Raw genomic sequence first — 16,826 nt, forward strand, 5'->3', positions numbered from 1 at the left:
CGGGCAGGCGCACCGCCCACTTGGCGACCAGTTCCGGCGGCACCGCTTCGCCACCGGCGGCGAGCACCCGCAGGTGATCGAGGCCGCGGGCATCGAAGGTGGCCAGCGCGGCCGGGGTCACGAACGCGTGGGTGACCTGTTCGGTGATGAGGATGTCGCGCAGTTCCTCGCCGCCGTACACGCCCGGCGGGACGACGACGAGCGTGCCGCCGCGACCGATCGCGAGCAGCATTTCCAGCACCGACGCGTCGAACGAGGGCGAGGCGAAATGCAGTGCGCGCGTGCTGGAGTCGAGAGAGTAGAGGTCGATCTGCTCGGCACAGAAGTTCGCGACGGAGGCATGGGTGACCACGACGCCCTTGGGCACACCGGTGGAACCGGAGGTGTAGATCAAGTACGCGGGCTGGGCGGGATCGGTCTGGCGCAGAAGTTCGCCCGGGGCCAGCGGGGCAGCGGAGATGCCGGTGAGGTCGATGTCGTCGACCACCACCCAGCTCACCGCGTCGGGCAGCTCATCGGCTTCGCCGGTGACCGTGATACCCACGGACACACCGGCATCGGCGATCATGTGGGCGATGCGGTCGGCGGGATAGTTCGGGTCGACGGGCACGAACGCGGCACCGGTCTTGGCGACCGACCACACCGCGAGCACCGACTCCAGCGAACGCGGCACGGCGACGGCGACGAAGTCCTCCGCCCCGAGGCCCTGCTGGATCAGCAAGCGCGCCAACTGGTTCGAGCGACGATCGAGTTCGCCGTAGGAGACCGAGGTGCCCTCGAACACCACGGCGGTCGCCTCGGGGTCGCGCACGGCCTGGGCGATCAGCTGTGGCAGGGTGCGCGCCACCGCGGCGGGTGCGCCGAAACGGGCGACCAGGTCGGCGCGTTCGGCGGCGTCGAGCACGTCGATCGCGCCGACGGTGACCGCCGGGTCGGCCAGGATCGCGTCGAGCACGCGGCGCCAGCGCAGCAGCAGCTCTTCGACGGTCGACTGATCGAACAGGTCGATGGCATAGGTGAGCACGCCGGTCATGCCCGAGAGCGAGCCGGTGCCGGTGTGTTCCTCGGTGAGGGTCCACTGCAGGTCGAACTTGGCCATGTCGACCTCGACCTCGTCGGCCGTGACCGTGAGATCGGGCAGCTCCAGGGTGCCGTGCGACATCTCCTGGAACGACAGCACCACCTGGAACAGCGGATGGCGCGCCTGCGAACGCGACGGGTTGAGCACGTCGACGAGCCGCTCGAACGGCACATCCGCGTTGGCGAACGCGCTGAGATCGGTTTCGCGGGTGCGGGTGAGGAATTCGGTGAACGGCTGGGTGGGATCGACGTCGGAACGCAGCACCAGGGTGTTGACGAACATGCCGATCAGGTCATCGAGGGCCTGCTCGCCACGACCGGCGATGGGGGTGCCGACGGCGATGTCGGTGGTGCCGGACAGACGCGCGAGCAGCACCGCGAGGGAGGCGTGCACCACCATGAACAGGGTGACGCCGTTGGCCCGGGCCACGGCGGCGAGCTGTTCGTGGGTATCGGCATCGATCTCGAACCCGACGCGCGCGCCGCGGAAGCTCTGCTGCTGCGGGCGCGGGCGGTCGCTGGGCAGATCGAGCTGGTCGGGCAGGCCCTCGAGGGCGCTGCGCCAGTAGTCGAGCTGACGCGCCGCCATCGAGGTCGGATCGGCTTCGGCGCCGAGCAATTCGTGCTGCCACAGCGTGTAATCGCGGTACTGGACCGGCAGCGGCACCCAGGCCGGGGCCTGGCCCGCGGCGCGAGCCAGGTAGGCGGTGGCGACATCGCGCGCCAGCGGGCCGAAGGAGAAGCCGTCGGCCGCGATGTGGTGCACCACGAAGGCGACCGCGTATTCCGGTGCGCCCGCGCCGTTGGACTCGGCCGATGCGCCGACCACCTTGAAGATCTGCACGCGGATCGGCAGTTCCAGCGTGACGTCGAAACCGGTGGAGGCGAAGTCGATCAGTTCCTCGCGCAGGCGCGACTGGTCGATCGGAGTCACCGCGATGCCGAGGTCGAATTCGTCGGCGCCGAGTACCCGCTGATAGCCGCCGTCGGCATCGGGGAAGATCGTGCGCAGCGATTCCTGGCGCACCACAACATCATTGAGCGCCGCGATCAGGGCGTCGACATCGACGCGACCCTTCATCTGCACCACGAAGGGCAGGTTGTAGGTGGGCGCGGTGGGGTCGAACTGGTTGATGAACCACATCCGCTGCTGGGCCAGCGACAGCGGCACCTGTTCCGGATGCGGCTGCGCGACCAGCGGCGGTCGCGCGGCGGAAACGTCGGCGGGCGTGACGGATTCGACCCGCGCGGCGAGTCCGGCCACGGTCGGGGTCTCGAACAGCGCGCGCACACCGAGCTGGATACCGAAGGCCGCGCCGATCCGGGCGACGACCTGGGTGGCGACCAGGGAGTTGCCGCCGAGTTCGAAGAAGTTGTCGTCGGCGCCGACCCGTTCCTGGCTCAGCACGTCGCCGAAGATGCCGGCCACGATCTGCTCGGCCGGGGTGCGCGGTGCGCGGAAATCGCCCGCGGCAGCGGTGAAGACGGGTTCGGGCAGCGCCTTGCGGTCCAGCTTGCCCGAGGTGTTGAGCGGGAACGCGTCGAGCACCATGATCGACGCGGGCACCATGTAGGCGGGCAGCTTCTCGGACACGAAACGGGTGAGTGTCGCCGGATCGGCGGACTGGCCGGGCGCGGGCACGACGTAGGCCACGAGCTGCTGACCGGTCGCGGTGTCGACCACGAGCACCGCGGCCTGGCTGACGGTCGGGTGCGCGAGCAGGTCGGTCTCGATCTCGCCGAGCTCGATGCGCTGACCACGGAACTTCACCTGGAAGTCGGTGCGGCCGATGTACTCCAGCACGCCCTCGGCGTTCCAGCGCACCAGGTCACCGGTGCGATACATCCGCTCACCAGGGGCGCCGACCGGGTTGGCGACGAAGCGATCCGAGGTCAGATCGGGGCGGCCTCGGTAGCAGCGGGCCAGCTGCCGACCGGCCAGATACAGTTCACCCGGTGCGCCGATCGCGGCCGGACGCAACCGCGAATCCAGTACGTAGACTTCGACATTCCACTCGGGGATACCGATCGGCACCTGCGTGGTGTCGGCTTCGGTGGCCTCCCAGTAGGTGACCGAGACCGCGGCCTCGGTCGGGCCGTACAGGTTGTGCAGGCCGGCGTCGGAGATCGCGCGCAGACCAGCGGCGGTTTCCGGGGGCAGCGCTTCACCGATGACGAAAACCGCGCGCAGCGAGGCACATTGGGCCCGGGTGGCATGGGAGACGAAGACCGTGAGCATCGACGGAACGAAGTCGGTCACGGTCACGCCGTGACGTTCGATCATGTCGGCGACATAGAGCGGGTCGCGGTGGCCGTCGGGGCTCGCGACGACCAGCTTCGCGCCGACCATCAGCGGGAGGAAGTAGCCCCACAGCGACACGTCGAAGGTGGTGGCGGTCTTCTGCAGGTACACGTCGGCGGCGGTCAACCGGTACTCGTCGAGCATCCACAGCTCTTGGTTGACGATCGCGTGGTGGGTCACCGCGACGCCCTTGGGGCGACCGGTGGAACCCGAGGTGTAGATGACGTAGGCCGTGTTGTCCGGGCGCAGCGGGGACAGGCGGTCTGCATCGGTGAGAGGTGTGGCGTCGAAACCGGTCGTGTCGAGTCGATCGATCTCGACGCGGGCGACGGTGTCGGGCAGATCGAGGTCGTCGCCGGTGGTGGTCAGGACACAGACCGGTGCCGCGGACTCGAGGATGTAGGCGGTGCGGTCGGCCGGATGATCCGGGTCGATCGGCACGTACGCGCCACCGGCCCGCAACACGGCGTGCATGCCGACGACGAGGTCGAGCGAGCGGCGCATACCCAGTGCGACGAGCGATTCCGGGCCCACACCGTCGGCGATGAGGAAGCGGGCCAGGCGGTTGACCTTCGCACCGAACTCCGCGTAGGTGAGGGTCTGGCCCTCGAAATCGAGGGCGATGCTGTCCGGGGTCAGCGGGATCTGCGCGTCGAGCAGCGCGGGCAGGGTGGTCGCGGGGACCTCGTGTGCCGCGTCGTTCCACTCGGTGAGCGAGCGTTGCAGCTCCGCCGTGCCGGTGACCGGCAGACTCCACACCGGCAGGTCGGCGTCGGCGGCCAGGAACCGGTCGAAGAACTCCAGGAACCGCCCGTGATGGGTCCGCGCGTCGGCGGCCGAGTACAGGTTCGGGTTGGTCTCGAAGTCGATGTGGGAGCGGGTGCCACCGTGCGACTGATAGAAGTTGACGCCCAGATCCTCGATGCTGCCCGTGGACAGCACGTTGAGCGTGCCCTCCATGTCACCGAAGCTCAGGTGGTTGTCGAACAGCATGATGTTGACCCACGGACCGAAGAACTCCGTGGAGACCATGCCATCGCCCGCCGAATCACGGCGGATGTCCTCGTGCCGGTAACGCTGGTGACGCAGGGCGCCGGAGACCTCGGTGGTCACCGAACGCAGCAGCTGCGCGACCGTGGTGTCGTGATCGACGCGCAGGCGCAGCGGGACGATGTTCGAGGTCGCGCCGCCCGAGCGGCGCATCACCGCGGTGGTTCGGGCGGTCACCGGCAGACTGAGGATGACATCGGAGGTGCCGGTGATCTGGGCCAGATACGCCGCGAAACCCGCGATCAGCAGCGGTGCCGCGGTGCTGTCGTGGCGGGCGATCGCCGCGGTGAGCAGCTCGTCCTGGGCCGGGCTCAGCGCCGCGCTGGTGACGTCGTTGACCGGCGAGGGCGGGGCCGAGCGGCCGGTGAGGCTGCTGCCTTCCTCCAGACCCGCCACGCGCTGGGCCCAGTGCTCTTTGTCGGAGCGGAAACGAGAGCTGTCGCGGTAGACGAGCTCGGACTCGTAGAGCGCGCGCAGATCGGTGGCTTTGTTCGGCGAGATCGGTTCGCCGGTCACCGCCGCGGTGTAGTACTCGGCGGTGCGATTGACGAAGTTGTTGGCGCCGAAACCGTCGAGCACGATGTGGTGGACGCGGGCATACCAGTACCAGCGCTCATCGCTGAGCTGGATCGCGGCGGCCTGGACGAGGCGGTCGGCGACGATGTCGAGCGGGCGGCTGTACTCCGCGCGCATCCACGCGGCGGCGGCCGCTTCGGGGTCGGCCTCGCCACGCAGATCGACATGGATCAGCGTCGCGTCCTGAGTGGGATCGACGGTCTGCATCGGCTCACCGTCGACCTCGACGATGCGCAGCCAGCCCGATTCGAGGTCGGTGGCCGCGTCGGCGCTCGCGCGCTCGAGCACGGCGACATCGAGGCGTCCACGCAGGTCGACGTACTGGGCGATATTGATCGGCACCAGCGGGTCGACATGCTGCGCGTACCAGATACCCAGCTGTGCGGGCGAGAGCGGGAAGTACTCCGAGGAGCCTCCACGTCCGTCACCAGTTTCGCCGTTTCCGCCGAAATCCAGCCGGTCCAACCCAAACCTCGCTTCCGGAACACCCGGTCAGGCGCTCCCCGACGACACCGGAACGCGAGCGCCCACCTGAATAAGCGTGGCGCCCGCGTCTCGGGTTCAGTTCTCGAATCAATCAGGCAAAAATGTCCATTGGCACTATCTGTCGCCCAGGCGGGTCTCGTTACACAGCCGAGACCATGCACCTGACCGCCCGGCCGCCCGCGCCGGTCTACTCGTCGCAAACCATCGCACCAATCTACCGGTGCGCTCGCCTCGCAACCAACCACCTCCATAGCCGTAGCACATCGACGCAGGTACGGCCCCCGATGCCCGTCGAATGGCGCTTGTCCGCGTTCTCACATCCCCCACCGGACGACCCGCGCACCACGGCAACTGAGTGATGGATCACACCGATCGGTCTGCTGTGCCGGAGCAGGCGTCAGCGGGTCCTCGCCGGGTCGTAGAGGTGCGACTGGGCACAGTCGATGGACGTGGCCAGCGCGCGGCCGACCAGGATCACCGCGGCTTGACGCAAACCGGCCGCCGCCACCTGGTCGGCGATGTCGGACAGGGTGCCACGCAGGACGAGTTGTTCGGGCTGGCTGGCGCGATAGACGACAGCGACCGGACAGTCGGCGCCGTACTCGGCGACCAGCTCGTGCGCCAGCACCGCGATCCGGGTGATCGCGAGATGCAGGACCAGCGTCGCGCCGGTGGCGGCGAAGTTCGCCAGTGCCTCACCCTGCGGCATCGCGGTGGAGCGGGCCTGGGTGCGGGTGAGAACCACCGACTGGACCACCTCGGGAACCGTCAGTTCGGTGCCGAGGACGGCGGCCGCGGCCGCGTAGGCCGGGACGCCCGGGGTGATGTCCCACGCCACCCGGTGGGCGTCGAGCCTGCGGGTCTGCTCGGTGAGAGCCGAATAGAGGGAGGGATCGCCCGAGCACAGCCGGGCCACCTCCTTGCCCGCCGCCGTCGCGCGCACGAGGTGGTCGGTGATCTGGTCCAGGTCCAGGTGCTGTGTGTCGATCAGTTCGGTGTCGGGCGCGCAGTGGGCGAGGACCTCCGGGTCGAGATAGGTGCCCGCGTACAGACAGACCTGGCTGCCGCGCAAAAGGTTGACCGCTCGCACCGTGAGCAGGTCGGCAGCGCCGGGGCCCGCCCCGATGAAATGCACAGTCATGCACAGGAGTGTAAGGACGGCGTCGTTGCGTGATTTCGCGCCTGCCGCTTGTCCGACGACCGGAGCAACTCCGCGCCAGCGGTCCGCGCAGGCAGGGCTACGCCCGGTCGGGTCGGGTCGGGTCGGCATGTCGGTATCAGCCCGTCACAGCCCCGCCGCGTTCGCATCGAACGAGGCCCGGCTGGTTGTGGCCACAGCGGCGCGGCCAAGTAGGTTCTGTATCGGATGGCGGCGACGAGGAAGCGGGGGTCCGCGATGCGGATTTCGAGTAGGTCGGGTGGGCTGCGCGGTGCGAGGACTTGCGCGGTGGTGATCGCGGCCGCGACGCTGGCGGCCGGGTGCACGGGCGAGAAGGTGGTCGGTCAGGCCACCGCCACCGCGGACAGCTTCGCGCCGTCCTCGGACAACCGTGACCCCTCGCTCGGGATTCGTGGCATCGTCGTCACCGAGATCGCGCCGGGACAGCAGCACGTGCGCCCGAACCAACGGGTCGCCTACCCCTCGATTCCCCCGGTGGGCGGACCACACGATGCCCAGTGGGCGGCCTGCACCGGCGTCGTCTATCCGAAGGCCCTACGCACCGAGAACGCGGTCCACGCGCTCGAACACGGCGCGGTGTGGATCGCCTACGACCCCGCGAAGGTGAGCGCGAAGGATCAGGCGGCGCTGAGCGCCAGGGTCACCGACCGCCAATACACCCTGATGTCGCCCATTCCCGGCATGTCGCACCCGATCTCGCTGCAGTCGTGGGGCCACCAGCTCACCGTCGACTCCGCCACCGACGAACGCATCGACCAGTTCATCGTCGCACTGCGCGAAAACCCCTACACCACCCCGGAAGTCGGCGCGACCTGTTCGTCCCCGCTCTTCGACCGCGCCGATCCCCCGCCCTACGACCCGACCCCGCCGGGCCCGGACGCGGTCCCGATGTCGGGTATCCGGTAGCCGGACGGGAACGGAGGACGACCATGGAGTTGACCAAGGGTGCGAACACACCGATCCGCGCGAGCGAGGTGCGGGTGACGGTCACCGCCGCGACACCGGTGGATATCGCCGCATTGCTGCTCACCACTGCCGGGAAAGTGCGCTCCGACAGCGATTTCGTGTTCTACAACCAACCGGTCGCACCCGGTGTCGAGGTCGTCACGCCCGACGCGATTCGAGTCGCCTTCGGCTCGGTCCCCCTCGATATCGAAAAGATCGTTCTCACCACCAGTCTCGACGGGACCGGACCGACCGACTGGGGCCAGGCCGGACCGATCCGGATCGCGGTGACCGACGCGGTGACCGACGCACTGCTGGCTACTTTCAGCCCGACCGGACTCGGACCGGAGACCGCGCTGATCGCATGTGAGATCTACCGGCGTGATGGCGGGTGGAAGGTCCGCGCTGTCGGTCAGGGGTACGCGCAGGGTTTAGCGGGAATCGCAGGTGATTTCGGCATCACCGTCGACGATGAGCCGACCCCATCAGCCGCGCAACAACTTCCGACGCCACCTCCGGCGACCCCCGCCGATCCGCCGCAATTCGGGCGACCGACGGTCGACCTGTCCAAGGGCCACGTCACGCTGCGCAAGAACGAGACGGTATCGCTCACCAAGCAGGGCGCGCCGCCGCTCACGCGGGTGCGGATGGGGTTGGGCTGGGACCCTGCCACACACGGCAGCAGGGTCGACCTCGATGCCTCTGTCATCGCCTACGACGACCGGGCGAAGAAACTGACCAACGTGTGGTTCCTGCGACGGGAGGCCTTCGACGGCGCCATCACCCACTCCGGCGACAACCTGACCGGCGAGGGTGACGGCGACGACGAGGTCATCACCGTCGACCTCACCGCGCTGCCGCCGCAGGTCCACGCCCTGCTGTTCACGGTGAACTCCTTCGCGGGCCACAAGTTCGATCAGGTCGGCCGCGCGCATTGCCGTCTACTCGACGAACACACCGGCACCGAGTTGGTGCGTTTCGAACTGTCGAAGGGCGAACCGACCACGGGGGTGTTCCTGGCGATGCTCACCCGCGCCGCGCACGGATGGAACATGACGGCCCTCGGCGAATACTCGAAAGGCGCGACCGTGCGGAAAATGGTCGATCCGGGCAAACAGTTCGTGCTGTCGAGTCGCTAGTCAGCGAAGGTCTATCCGGTCATATCGAACTGCGCGATGATCTTGGTCGGCCGCACCCGGACCACGAGCTCACCGGCCACCCCATTGCGCTTACCGAACTCCTCCGCCTTGTCCGGCCCCATGTACCGGGCGGCAATGTCGGTAGCCGTCCGTACCAGCTCATCGAGGTCTTCGGACAGCGTGACCGTCCCCTGCACCTCGACCAGCCCATACGGCGGCTCCTCGAGATCGACGCACACCGCGACGCGAGGATCACGCGCGAAAGCCCGCCCCTTGGCCGAATTCTTGCCGGTATTGAAAACCAGCTCGTCACCTTCGACGATGAACCACACCGGCGTCACCAACGGACGCCCATCCGCCGCCGCGAACGCCACCTTGCCCGTTCGCGTTCCGTAGGAGAGAAATTCGAGCACCTTGGGATCCGACAGAGAGGCCATGCACTCAGGGTAAACGCAATGCCGGAGGTGACGGCGAAGGCGAAAGCGCATGTCTACGGTCAGATCGCACCGCTTTGTCTAGCCGTCGCGACGGCGGAGGTTCGGGACTTGACGCCCAGTTTGGCGTAGATGTGGACGAGGTGGGACTTCACTGTGGTCTCGCTGAGGAACAGTTGTTTGGCGATGTCGCGGTTGGACAGGCCCGCCGCGACCAGGCGCAGGACTTCTACTTCGCGGGGGCTGAGGGTGGTGTCGGCTCGGCGGACTCTGGTCATCAGGCGGGAGGCGACGGTTGGGGAGAGAACGCTTTCGCCCGCGGCGGCGGCGCGGACGGCGGCGAGGAGTTCGGTGGGTGGGGTGTCCTTGAGGAGGTAGCCGACGGCGCCTGCTTCGATGGCGCCGAGGATGTCGGCGTCGGTGTCGTAATTGGTGACGACGAGGACGTTCGGCGGGGTCGGGAGGGCGCGCAGGTCGGCGGTGGCGGAGGCGCCGGAGCGACCCTCGCCGAAACGCAGGTCCATGAGGACCAGGTCGACGGGGGTCGCGGCGCAAAAAGCCACTGCCGCATCGGCATCCGCGACATCGCCGACAACGGTGATATCGGCGGCGGCGTCGAGCAGCGCGCGAAGGCCGGCGCGGACGATGGCGTGGTCGTCGGCGAGGAGGAGGCGGATCACGAGGCGGCTCCGAGCGGGAAGGACACTGCCACGGCGGTATGGCCGGGTTCGGATTCGACGGTCATCGCACCACCCTGCTGCTCGACGCGACTGCGCATGGCGGCGAGGCCGAACGCGCCGGATCGGGGGTGGCGCAACATATCCGGGTCGATCCCGATCCCGTCGTCGACGATGTCCAGGTGTGCGTCGGTGTCGCCGTAGGTGAGGGTGACCCGCATGCGCTCAGCCCGCGCGTGCTGAACCACATTGGCCACCGCACTCTGCGCGATCCGCACCAGCGCTGCCTCGACCGGCATCGGCAGTCGTTCCGGTTCACCCTCGACGAGCAGTTGCGTGGTCAGGCTCGGCGACTGCGCGCGAAGGCAGATACGTTCCAGCGCTTCGGCGAGCGATTGGCCGTCCAGCGCGGCGGGCGACAATTCGTCGATGAGCCTTCGGGTCTCGGCCAGGTCTTCGGCGGCGGTCTCGCGCGCGAGCCGAATACGATCCAGCGCGGGATGATCCGGTGCGGCCTGCTCGGCGGCGTGTAGGAGCAGTTGGATGCTGCTCAGCCCCTGGGCGACGGTGTCGTGGATCTCCTTGGCCAGGCGTTCGCGCTCGGCGAGCTTGCCCGCTGTTCGTTCCTGTTCCGCGAGAATCGCTCTGGTGCCGATCAATTCGTCGATCAGCCGCTCGCGCTCGACCGCCTCACGATGCAGGGCCTGGTAGCCGAGCCCGATCCCGATCGCCACCAACGCGCCGAGCACCGGCCCCACCACCGCACCCGCGGACCAACCACGATGCGCCGCGAACCCGAGCACACCGATCGCCGTCGCCGAGACCACCGCGACCAGACCCCACGACCGTGGCAGCAAGTGCAGGTAGACGAAGAACAGCCCGAACGCGAGGTAGACCGCATCGGGGGTGAGCGCGAGCAAGACCAGCCACAACACGGTCAACGCCGCCAGCCACACCCACACCGCCCCGTCGGGAACCGTCCGCGAACGCGAGCGAGGAAACTCGGTCCCCGCGAAATAGACCAGCAGCCACACCACCGTCAGCGCGACCACCGCGATACCGTGACCGCCGCCGTCGGGCAGCAACGCACGCACCGCGACCACCACCGCCAGCACCGTCACCAGCACATGCAGGCCGAGGCGCAGCGTGGTAACCACCGGGGTCAGAGGGGACGGGTGCACGTCGACCAGCTTATGTGCGGCAATCACACGGGCATCCATCGAAAGATGTAAACGCCGCCAGACCTTGGATGGACGGCGTTTCGTGCGCCGGTGCGATGGCGTCGGCAGACGGGATCGACAGAGTGGAGTCATGTTCGTCGCACTCCGAGATCTGCGCGCCGCCCGTGGCCGCTTCCTGCTCATCACCACCGTCGTGCTGTTGGTGGCGGTGCTGGTGAGCTTCCTCAGCGGTCTCACCGCCGGGCTCGCGCACCAGAACATCTCCGCGGTCCAGGGCATCGACGCCGACCAGGTGGTCTTCGCCGAGACCGGTGCCGATCCGTCCTTCGACTCGTCGGTCCTCACCGAACAGCAGATCGCGCAGTGGACAGCGGCGGACGCTACCCCGATCGGTATTTCACGCACGAGGGCCGAGCACGCCGGCGCGAGCCCCACGCAGGTCGCGTTGTTCGGCGGCGACCCGTCGGCGTTCAGCAATCGTCCTGCTACCGCTCCCGGCGCCGTGGTGCTGAGCTCGGCGGCGGCTCGTGAGCTGTCGGCGGGTACCGGTGACGTCGTGCTGCTGGCGGCCCACGAGTTCACCGTCGCCGACGTCGCCGGTGACGAGTGGTACAGCCACACCCCTGTGATCTGGACGAGCATGCGGGACTGGCAGGCAGCCAGCCCGCGCGCCGGTGCCGCGACCGTGCTCGCGGTGACCGGCGATGTCCCCGGCGGCCTCGACGCCGAAGCCGGAACGCACGCGCTGCCCGCGAAAGATGCCGTCCAGGCGATCGGCTCCTACCAGGCCGAGAACAGCTCGCTCACGCTGATGACCGTGCTGCTGTTCGCCATCTCGGCGCTGGTGATCGGCGCCTTCTTCACGGTCTGGACCGTGCAGCGCCAACCCGACATCGCCACCTTGAAGGCGCTCGGCGCGACCACCGGCTCCCTGGTTCGCGATGCCCTCGCCCAAGCCGCGATCGTCCTGACCGCGGGGGTCACGGCGGGCCTCGCGATCACCGCCCTCGCCTCGCTGTTCCTGGGCGAGGCAATGCCTTTCGTGCTCAGCCCCGCGACGACCCTGGTCCCCGCGCTGGCCTTGATCGTCCTCGGCCTCGCCGGCGCCGCTGTCGCCCTGCGCTTCCTGTTCACCACCGACCCGCTGACCGCGCTCGGCGCTACCCGCTGACGAACCCATGACGGCCGTCGCCCGCACCGATTCCTCGGTCGCGCCGCCGATCCGGTACACCGCGCGACCAACCGAAGGACCCACCGTGGCAATCACTCTCACCGACGTCACCCTCACCTACCCCGACGGCGCCGACCGTCTCACCGCTCTGGACCGAGTGAACATGCACGTCCCCGGCGGCACCATCGCCGCGGTGACCGGCGCGTCCGGCTCAGGAAAGTCGAGCCTGCTCGCCGTCGCCGCGACCCTGATCCGGCCCGACTCGGGCACGGTTGTGCTCGAAACCGCATCGGCCACTGAGAATCTGGCCGGGCTGAGCCGACGAGCGGCCGCCACGGCTCGCCGGACCTCGATGGGCATCGTCTTCCAGCAACCGAATCTCATCCCGTCGCTCACCGCCGTCGAGCAGCTGGAAGTGACCGCCTACCTCGGTGGCCGGAGGCGGACATCACGTAGTGAAACCAGTTCCCGCGCAATGGAATTACTCGAAGCCGTAGGGCTGACCGAACATGCTCACAAACGTCCCGCCCAGCTCTCCGGCGGCCAACGCCAGCGCGTCAACATCGCCCGAGCCCTGATGAACGACCCCGCCCTGCTCGTGGTCGACGAACCCACCAGCGCGCTGGATTCCGAACGCGGCGCCGCGATCATCGCCCTGATCACCACCATCGCCCGCGAGCACCGCGCCGCCACCATCCTGGTCACCCATGACCCGACCCACCTGCACCGCATGGACGCGGTCTACCGCATGACCGACGGCCGGCTCACCGGCGTCGCCGTCCCCGCGCCTGCCTGACGCCTGGGCGTTCCGCCACCGGGCAGACTGGGCCCATGAGCGATCCGAGGCATCTCATCGTGGTGGACGCGGCCAATGTCATCGGCTCGCGCCCCAACGGTTGGCGGAAGGACCGCGCGGGCGCCGCGCGCAGGCTGCTGTCAGATCGAAGCATCACCCGCTTCGGGTGAGGACAGGACCGAGTCGGGCTGACAAGCTGGCTTGGCTCCTTGTCGTGGGGAATCGGTCATGGAGGTGTGATGGCGGATACGCATGCCCCGGACGTCGATCCGGTCGCGGTCATGCGCTCCAAGCCGTACCTCGTGGCGCTACTGCTGTCGGCGGCGCTCGGCATACCGATCTCTTTGGTCGCGTACGGCTTCCTGGCTGCGGTCACGAAGATCCAGCAGTTCCTGTTCAGTGACCTCCCGGCCGACATCTTCTCCGGTGGCACGCCATCATGGTGGCCGCTGCCCTGGTTGGCGCTCTGCGGCGTGCTGACCGGTGCGACCATCCGCTATCTGCCGGGCAACGCCGGTCACTCTCCGGCATTCGGCCTCCACGCCGGAGGCACGCCGGTCGACAAGGACTTGCCGGGCATCATCCTGGCGGCACTGGCCGCGCTCAGCCTGGGCGCCGTCCTCGGTCCGGAGGCCCCGCTGATCGCGATCGGCGGCGGACTCGCAGCGCTCACGGTGCACCTGCTGAAGAAAGACGCGCCCGCGATGGCGCTGGTGATCATGGCGTCGGCGGGCAGCTTCACCGCCATCAGCACCCTGTTCGGCTCCCCGATCCTGGCAGCGTTCCTGATCATGGAAGCCGCCGGAATCGGTGGCGCGACGCTGAGTCTCGTCGCGGTGCCGGGACTGCTCGCCTCCGGTATCGGTGCCGTCGTCTTCGTCGGACTCGACAGTCTCACCGGACTCGGCACGTTCTCCCTCGCGCTGACGTCCGTTCCGGCGGCGGTGAACCCAACGGTGGCCACGATGTGCTGGGCTGTCGCCGTGGGTGGGATCGCGGCGCTCCTCGGCTGGGCGATCCGCTGGGCCGGGCTGGCACTTCGACCGCTCGTCCACACCCATCGCATCCTGGTGACGACAATGCTCGGGTTGCTCATCGGTCTCGCCGCCACCGCCTACCAACTGATTTCCGGGAACAGCTTCAACCAGGTGTTGTTCTCCGGCCAGGACGACCTACCCGAACTCGTCGCCCACGCCGCCGACTATTCGGTGGGTGTCCTGCTGCTGCTCGGTCTCTGCAAAACGATCGCCTACTCGATGTCGTTGAGTGCGTTTCGTGGTGGACCGGTGTTTCCGGCGATCTTCATCGGCGCCGTTCTCGGCATCGCGATGAGCGGACTGCCGGGTATGAGTATGGGTCCGGCGATCGCGATGGGCATCGGCGCGATGTGCGTGGTGATGCTGCGTCTTCCGTTGACCTCAGCGCTGCTCAGCGTGCTGTTGCTCGGTACCGACGGCATATCGGTGACTCCCCAGGTGGTCGTCGCTGTGGCCGTGGCCTTTGTCCTGATCAATGTCCTGCCGACAACGCCGCCAAAGCCATCTGCCGCAGCACCGGACGGGCCCGCGTAGCGCTCGCCGCCGACGCGCTGTGGGGGGTGGAGTTGATCAGGCCGAAGGCGGCGTGGGCTTGGATGCGGGCGGTTTCCTCGAGGAGCCCGGGAGTCAGTTCGCGCAGGACGCCGACCCAGATCTCCACGTACTGGCGCTGCGTTCGACGCAGGACCCGGCGGTCATCGGCGGGGACGTTGTCGAGGTCGCGGTCCTGAATGCGGATGAGCTCGGGGTTGCCGAAGGCGAAGTCGAGGTGGAAGTCGACCAGTGCGGTCAGCGCCGTCGCGGCCGAGGTCGATTCGTCGACGACGGCGCGGCCGCCCGCGAGCAGGCGCTCACTGATGCCGACCAGGAGTTCGACCAGCAGCGCCTCTTTGTTCGCGAAGTGCCGGTACACGGCGGGACCGCTGATGCCGACCGCCGCGCCGAGGTCGTCGAGGCGCACCCCGAAGAAACCGCGGTCGGCGATGAGGCGAGCGCCCGCGGCCAGCAATTGCTCGCGGCGCTGGGCCTTGAGCTGTTCACGGCGGGTTGCCTGAACAGGCTCGGTAGTCGACATTCTGGCCGCCCCTCTGGACAACTTGGTTAGTCAAGATTAACCTGAATTTCAGTTATTGGAGATTAACCGAATGGGAAGAGTGGTGGGATGACGGTTACGCATGAGACCGACGACGGCACCGTGACCACCGCGAGCAACCGAGACGCGCACGGCGCCCTGCTGGCGGATCTGCGACAGCGGCTGGCCACGGCCGCTCTCGGCGGTCCGCGCAAGTCCCGCGAGCGGCACGTGGCCAGGGGCAAGCTGCTCCCGCGCGAGCGTGTCGACCAGGTGCTCGACCCCGGCAGCCCGTTCCTCGAACTGTCCCCGCTGGCGGGCGACGGCATGTACGACGACGAATGCCCCGGCGCGGGCGTGATCGCCGGTATCGGCCGCATCGCGGGCCGCGAGTGTCTGATCCTGGCCAACGACGCGACGGTCAAGGGCGGCACCTACTACCCGATCTCGGTCAAGAAGCACCTGCGCGCGCAGGAGGTGGCCGCGCAGAACAACCTGCCCTGCGTGTACCTGGTGGACTCCGGCGGCGCCTTCCTGCCGCGCCAGGACGAGGTGTTCCCCGACCGCGAGCACTTCGGTCGCATCTTCTACAACCAGGCGAACATGAGCGCCAGGGGCATCGCCCAGATCGCGGCGGTGATGGGTTCGTGCACCGCGGGCGGCGCGTACGTGCCCGCGATGGCCGACGAGGCCGTGATCGTGCGCGACCAGGGCACCATCTTCCTCGGCGGCCCGCCCCTGGTGAAGGCCGCGACCGGCGAGATCGTCACCGCCGAGGACCTCGGCGGCGGCCTGCTGCATTCGCGCACCTCCGGCGTCACCGATCACCTGGCCGACGACGACCGCGACGCGCTGCGGATCGTCCGCAATATCGTCGCCACGCTGGGCCCGCGTCCCGAGGCGCCGTGGGAGGTCCTGCCGAGCACCCCACCCGCCAAACCCGAGGACGAACTCTACGACGTGGTTCCCGTCGACCCGCGCACGCCCTACGACGTGCACGAGGTGATCGACCGAATCGTCGACGGCGAGAGCGGCTTCCAGGAATTCAAGGCCGAGTACGGCAAAACCCTGATCACCGGATTCGCCCGCATCCACGGCCATCCGGTCGGCATCGTCGCCAACAACGGCGTGCTGTTCAGCGAATCCGCCATGAAGGGCGCGCATTTCATCGAACTGTGCGACAAGCGCAAGATCCCGCTGCTGTTCCTGCAGAACATCACCGGCTTCATGGTCGGGCGCGATTACGAGGCGGGCGGCATCGCCAAGCACGGCGCGAAGATGGTCACTGCCGTCGCGTGCGCCCGGGTGCCCAAGCTCACGGTGGTGATCGGCGGCTCCTACGGCGCGGGTAACTACTCCATGTGCGGGCGCGCGTATTCGCCGCGCTTCCTGTGGATGTGGCCCAACGCGCGCATCTCGGTGATGGGTGGCGAACAGGCCGCGTCGGTGCTGGCGACGGTGCGCGGCGATCAGCTCGACAGCGCGGGCAAGCCGTGGTCGGAGGCGGATCAGGAGGTCTTCAAGGCGCCGATCCGCGAGCAGTACGAGACCCAGGGCAATCCCTACTACGCGACCGCGCGCATCTGGGACGACGGCGTGATCGCGCCGACCGACACCAGAACCATGCTCGGCCTTGCCCTTTCGGTGTGCGCGCAAGCGCCGCTCGAACCCGTTTCCTACGGCGTCTTCCGGATGTGAAC

The 16,826-nt window shown here is 68.3% G+C and carries 13 protein-coding genes (1 of these 13 cut by a window edge); 7 read left to right on the top strand and 6 right to left on the bottom strand.

The window, feature by feature from the left end:
* Together NA12_RS13215 and cobM are read right to left on the bottom strand one after the other, a co-directional pair.
* A protein-coding gene (locus NA12_RS13215; RefSeq protein ID WP_067449620.1) for a non-ribosomal peptide synthetase crosses the window boundary here: on the bottom strand, positions 1-5,473 show its 5' end (the start). The gene continues 38,654 nt to the left of window position 1, outside the view; only the first 5,473 of its 44,127 coding nucleotides appear in the window; its start codon is at positions 5,471-5,473; the stop codon falls past the left edge of the window.
* Positions 5,474-5,891: 418 nt separating this feature from the next.
* Positions 5,892-6,635, bottom strand: a complete 744-nt coding sequence (cobM, locus tag NA12_RS13220) for a precorrin-4 C(11)-methyltransferase (protein WP_067449621.1) — start codon at positions 6,633-6,635, stop codon at positions 5,892-5,894.
* 306 nt (positions 6,636-6,941) lie between these two features.
* Here cobM and NA12_RS13225 point away from each other — a divergent pair, with 306 nt between their 5' ends.
* A complete protein-coding gene (locus NA12_RS13225) occupies positions 6,942-7,580 on the top strand; it encodes a thioredoxin-like domain-containing protein (RefSeq protein WP_067449622.1) in 639 nt (212 codons plus the stop codon).
* 23 nt (positions 7,581-7,603) lie between these two features.
* Positions 7,604-8,758: a TerD family protein gene (locus NA12_RS13230; protein ID WP_207905561.1), complete on the top strand. Its 1,155-nt coding sequence runs from the start codon at positions 7,604-7,606 to the stop codon at positions 8,756-8,758.
* A gap of 11 nt (positions 8,759-8,769) precedes the next feature.
* On the opposite strand, the gene NA12_RS13235 is transcribed toward NA12_RS13230, so the two are convergent.
* Genes NA12_RS13235 through NA12_RS13245 form a run of 3 tightly spaced genes read right to left on the bottom strand, consistent with a single transcriptional unit; the run spans position 8,770 to position 11,050 of the window.
* A complete protein-coding gene (locus tag NA12_RS13235) occupies positions 8,770-9,195 on the bottom strand; it encodes a PPOX class F420-dependent oxidoreductase (protein ID WP_067449623.1) in 426 nt (141 codons plus the stop codon).
* 59 nt (positions 9,196-9,254) lie between these two features.
* Positions 9,255-9,872, bottom strand: a complete 618-nt coding sequence (locus NA12_RS13240; RefSeq protein WP_056814123.1) for a LuxR C-terminal-related transcriptional regulator — start codon at positions 9,870-9,872, stop codon at positions 9,255-9,257.
* Entirely contained in the window at positions 9,869-11,050 is a 1,182-nt protein-coding gene (locus NA12_RS13245) for an ATP-binding protein (protein WP_067449755.1), read from the bottom strand. Before NA12_RS13245 ends, NA12_RS13240 begins: the two co-directional genes overlap by 4 nt.
* 130 nt (positions 11,051-11,180) lie before the next feature.
* Here NA12_RS13245 and NA12_RS13250 point away from each other — a divergent pair, with 130 nt between their 5' ends.
* The 4 genes from NA12_RS13250 (at position 11,181) to NA12_RS13260 (ending at position 14,588) form a co-directional block, all read left to right on the top strand.
* On the top strand, positions 11,181-12,221 hold the full coding sequence (locus tag NA12_RS13250; RefSeq protein WP_067449624.1) for an ABC transporter permease: 1,041 nt from the start codon (positions 11,181-11,183) through the stop codon (positions 12,219-12,221).
* Between the two features lie 85 nt (positions 12,222-12,306).
* Complete coding sequence (locus NA12_RS13255; RefSeq protein WP_067449757.1) at positions 12,307-13,017, top strand: ABC transporter ATP-binding protein; 711 nt, start codon at positions 12,307-12,309, stop codon at positions 13,015-13,017.
* Between the two features lie 35 nt (positions 13,018-13,052).
* Positions 13,053-13,187 (top strand): hypothetical protein, encoded by a 135-nt coding sequence (locus tag NA12_RS34620; RefSeq protein ID WP_255284080.1) that lies wholly within the window; start codon positions 13,053-13,055, stop codon positions 13,185-13,187.
* A 69-nt stretch (positions 13,188-13,256) separates the two neighbouring features.
* Positions 13,257-14,588 carry a chloride channel protein gene (locus NA12_RS13260; protein ID WP_067449625.1) on the top strand — a complete coding sequence of 444 codons (1,332 nt, stop codon included), beginning with the start codon at positions 13,257-13,259 and terminating at the stop codon, positions 14,586-14,588.
* Here NA12_RS13260 and NA12_RS13265 read toward each other — a convergent pair.
* Positions 14,527-15,129 (bottom strand): SACE_7040 family transcriptional regulator, encoded by a 603-nt coding sequence (locus NA12_RS13265; RefSeq protein WP_067449626.1) that lies wholly within the window; start codon positions 15,127-15,129, stop codon positions 14,527-14,529. The genes NA12_RS13260 and NA12_RS13265 overlap by 62 nt on opposite strands.
* A gap of 87 nt (positions 15,130-15,216) precedes the next feature.
* Here NA12_RS13265 and NA12_RS13270 point away from each other — a divergent pair, with 87 nt between their 5' ends.
* The gene (locus NA12_RS13270; protein WP_243654737.1) at positions 15,217-16,824 is read left to right on the top strand and encodes a carboxyl transferase domain-containing protein; all 1,608 of its coding nucleotides are present in this window, start codon (positions 15,217-15,219) and stop codon (positions 16,822-16,824) included.
* Positions 16,825-16,826 lie beyond the last annotated feature (2 nt).

The sequence above is a fragment of the Nocardia alba NBRC 108234 genome (assembly GCF_001612665.1).
Classification (GTDB): Bacteria; Actinomycetota; Actinomycetes; order Mycobacteriales; family Mycobacteriaceae; genus Nocardia; species Nocardia alba.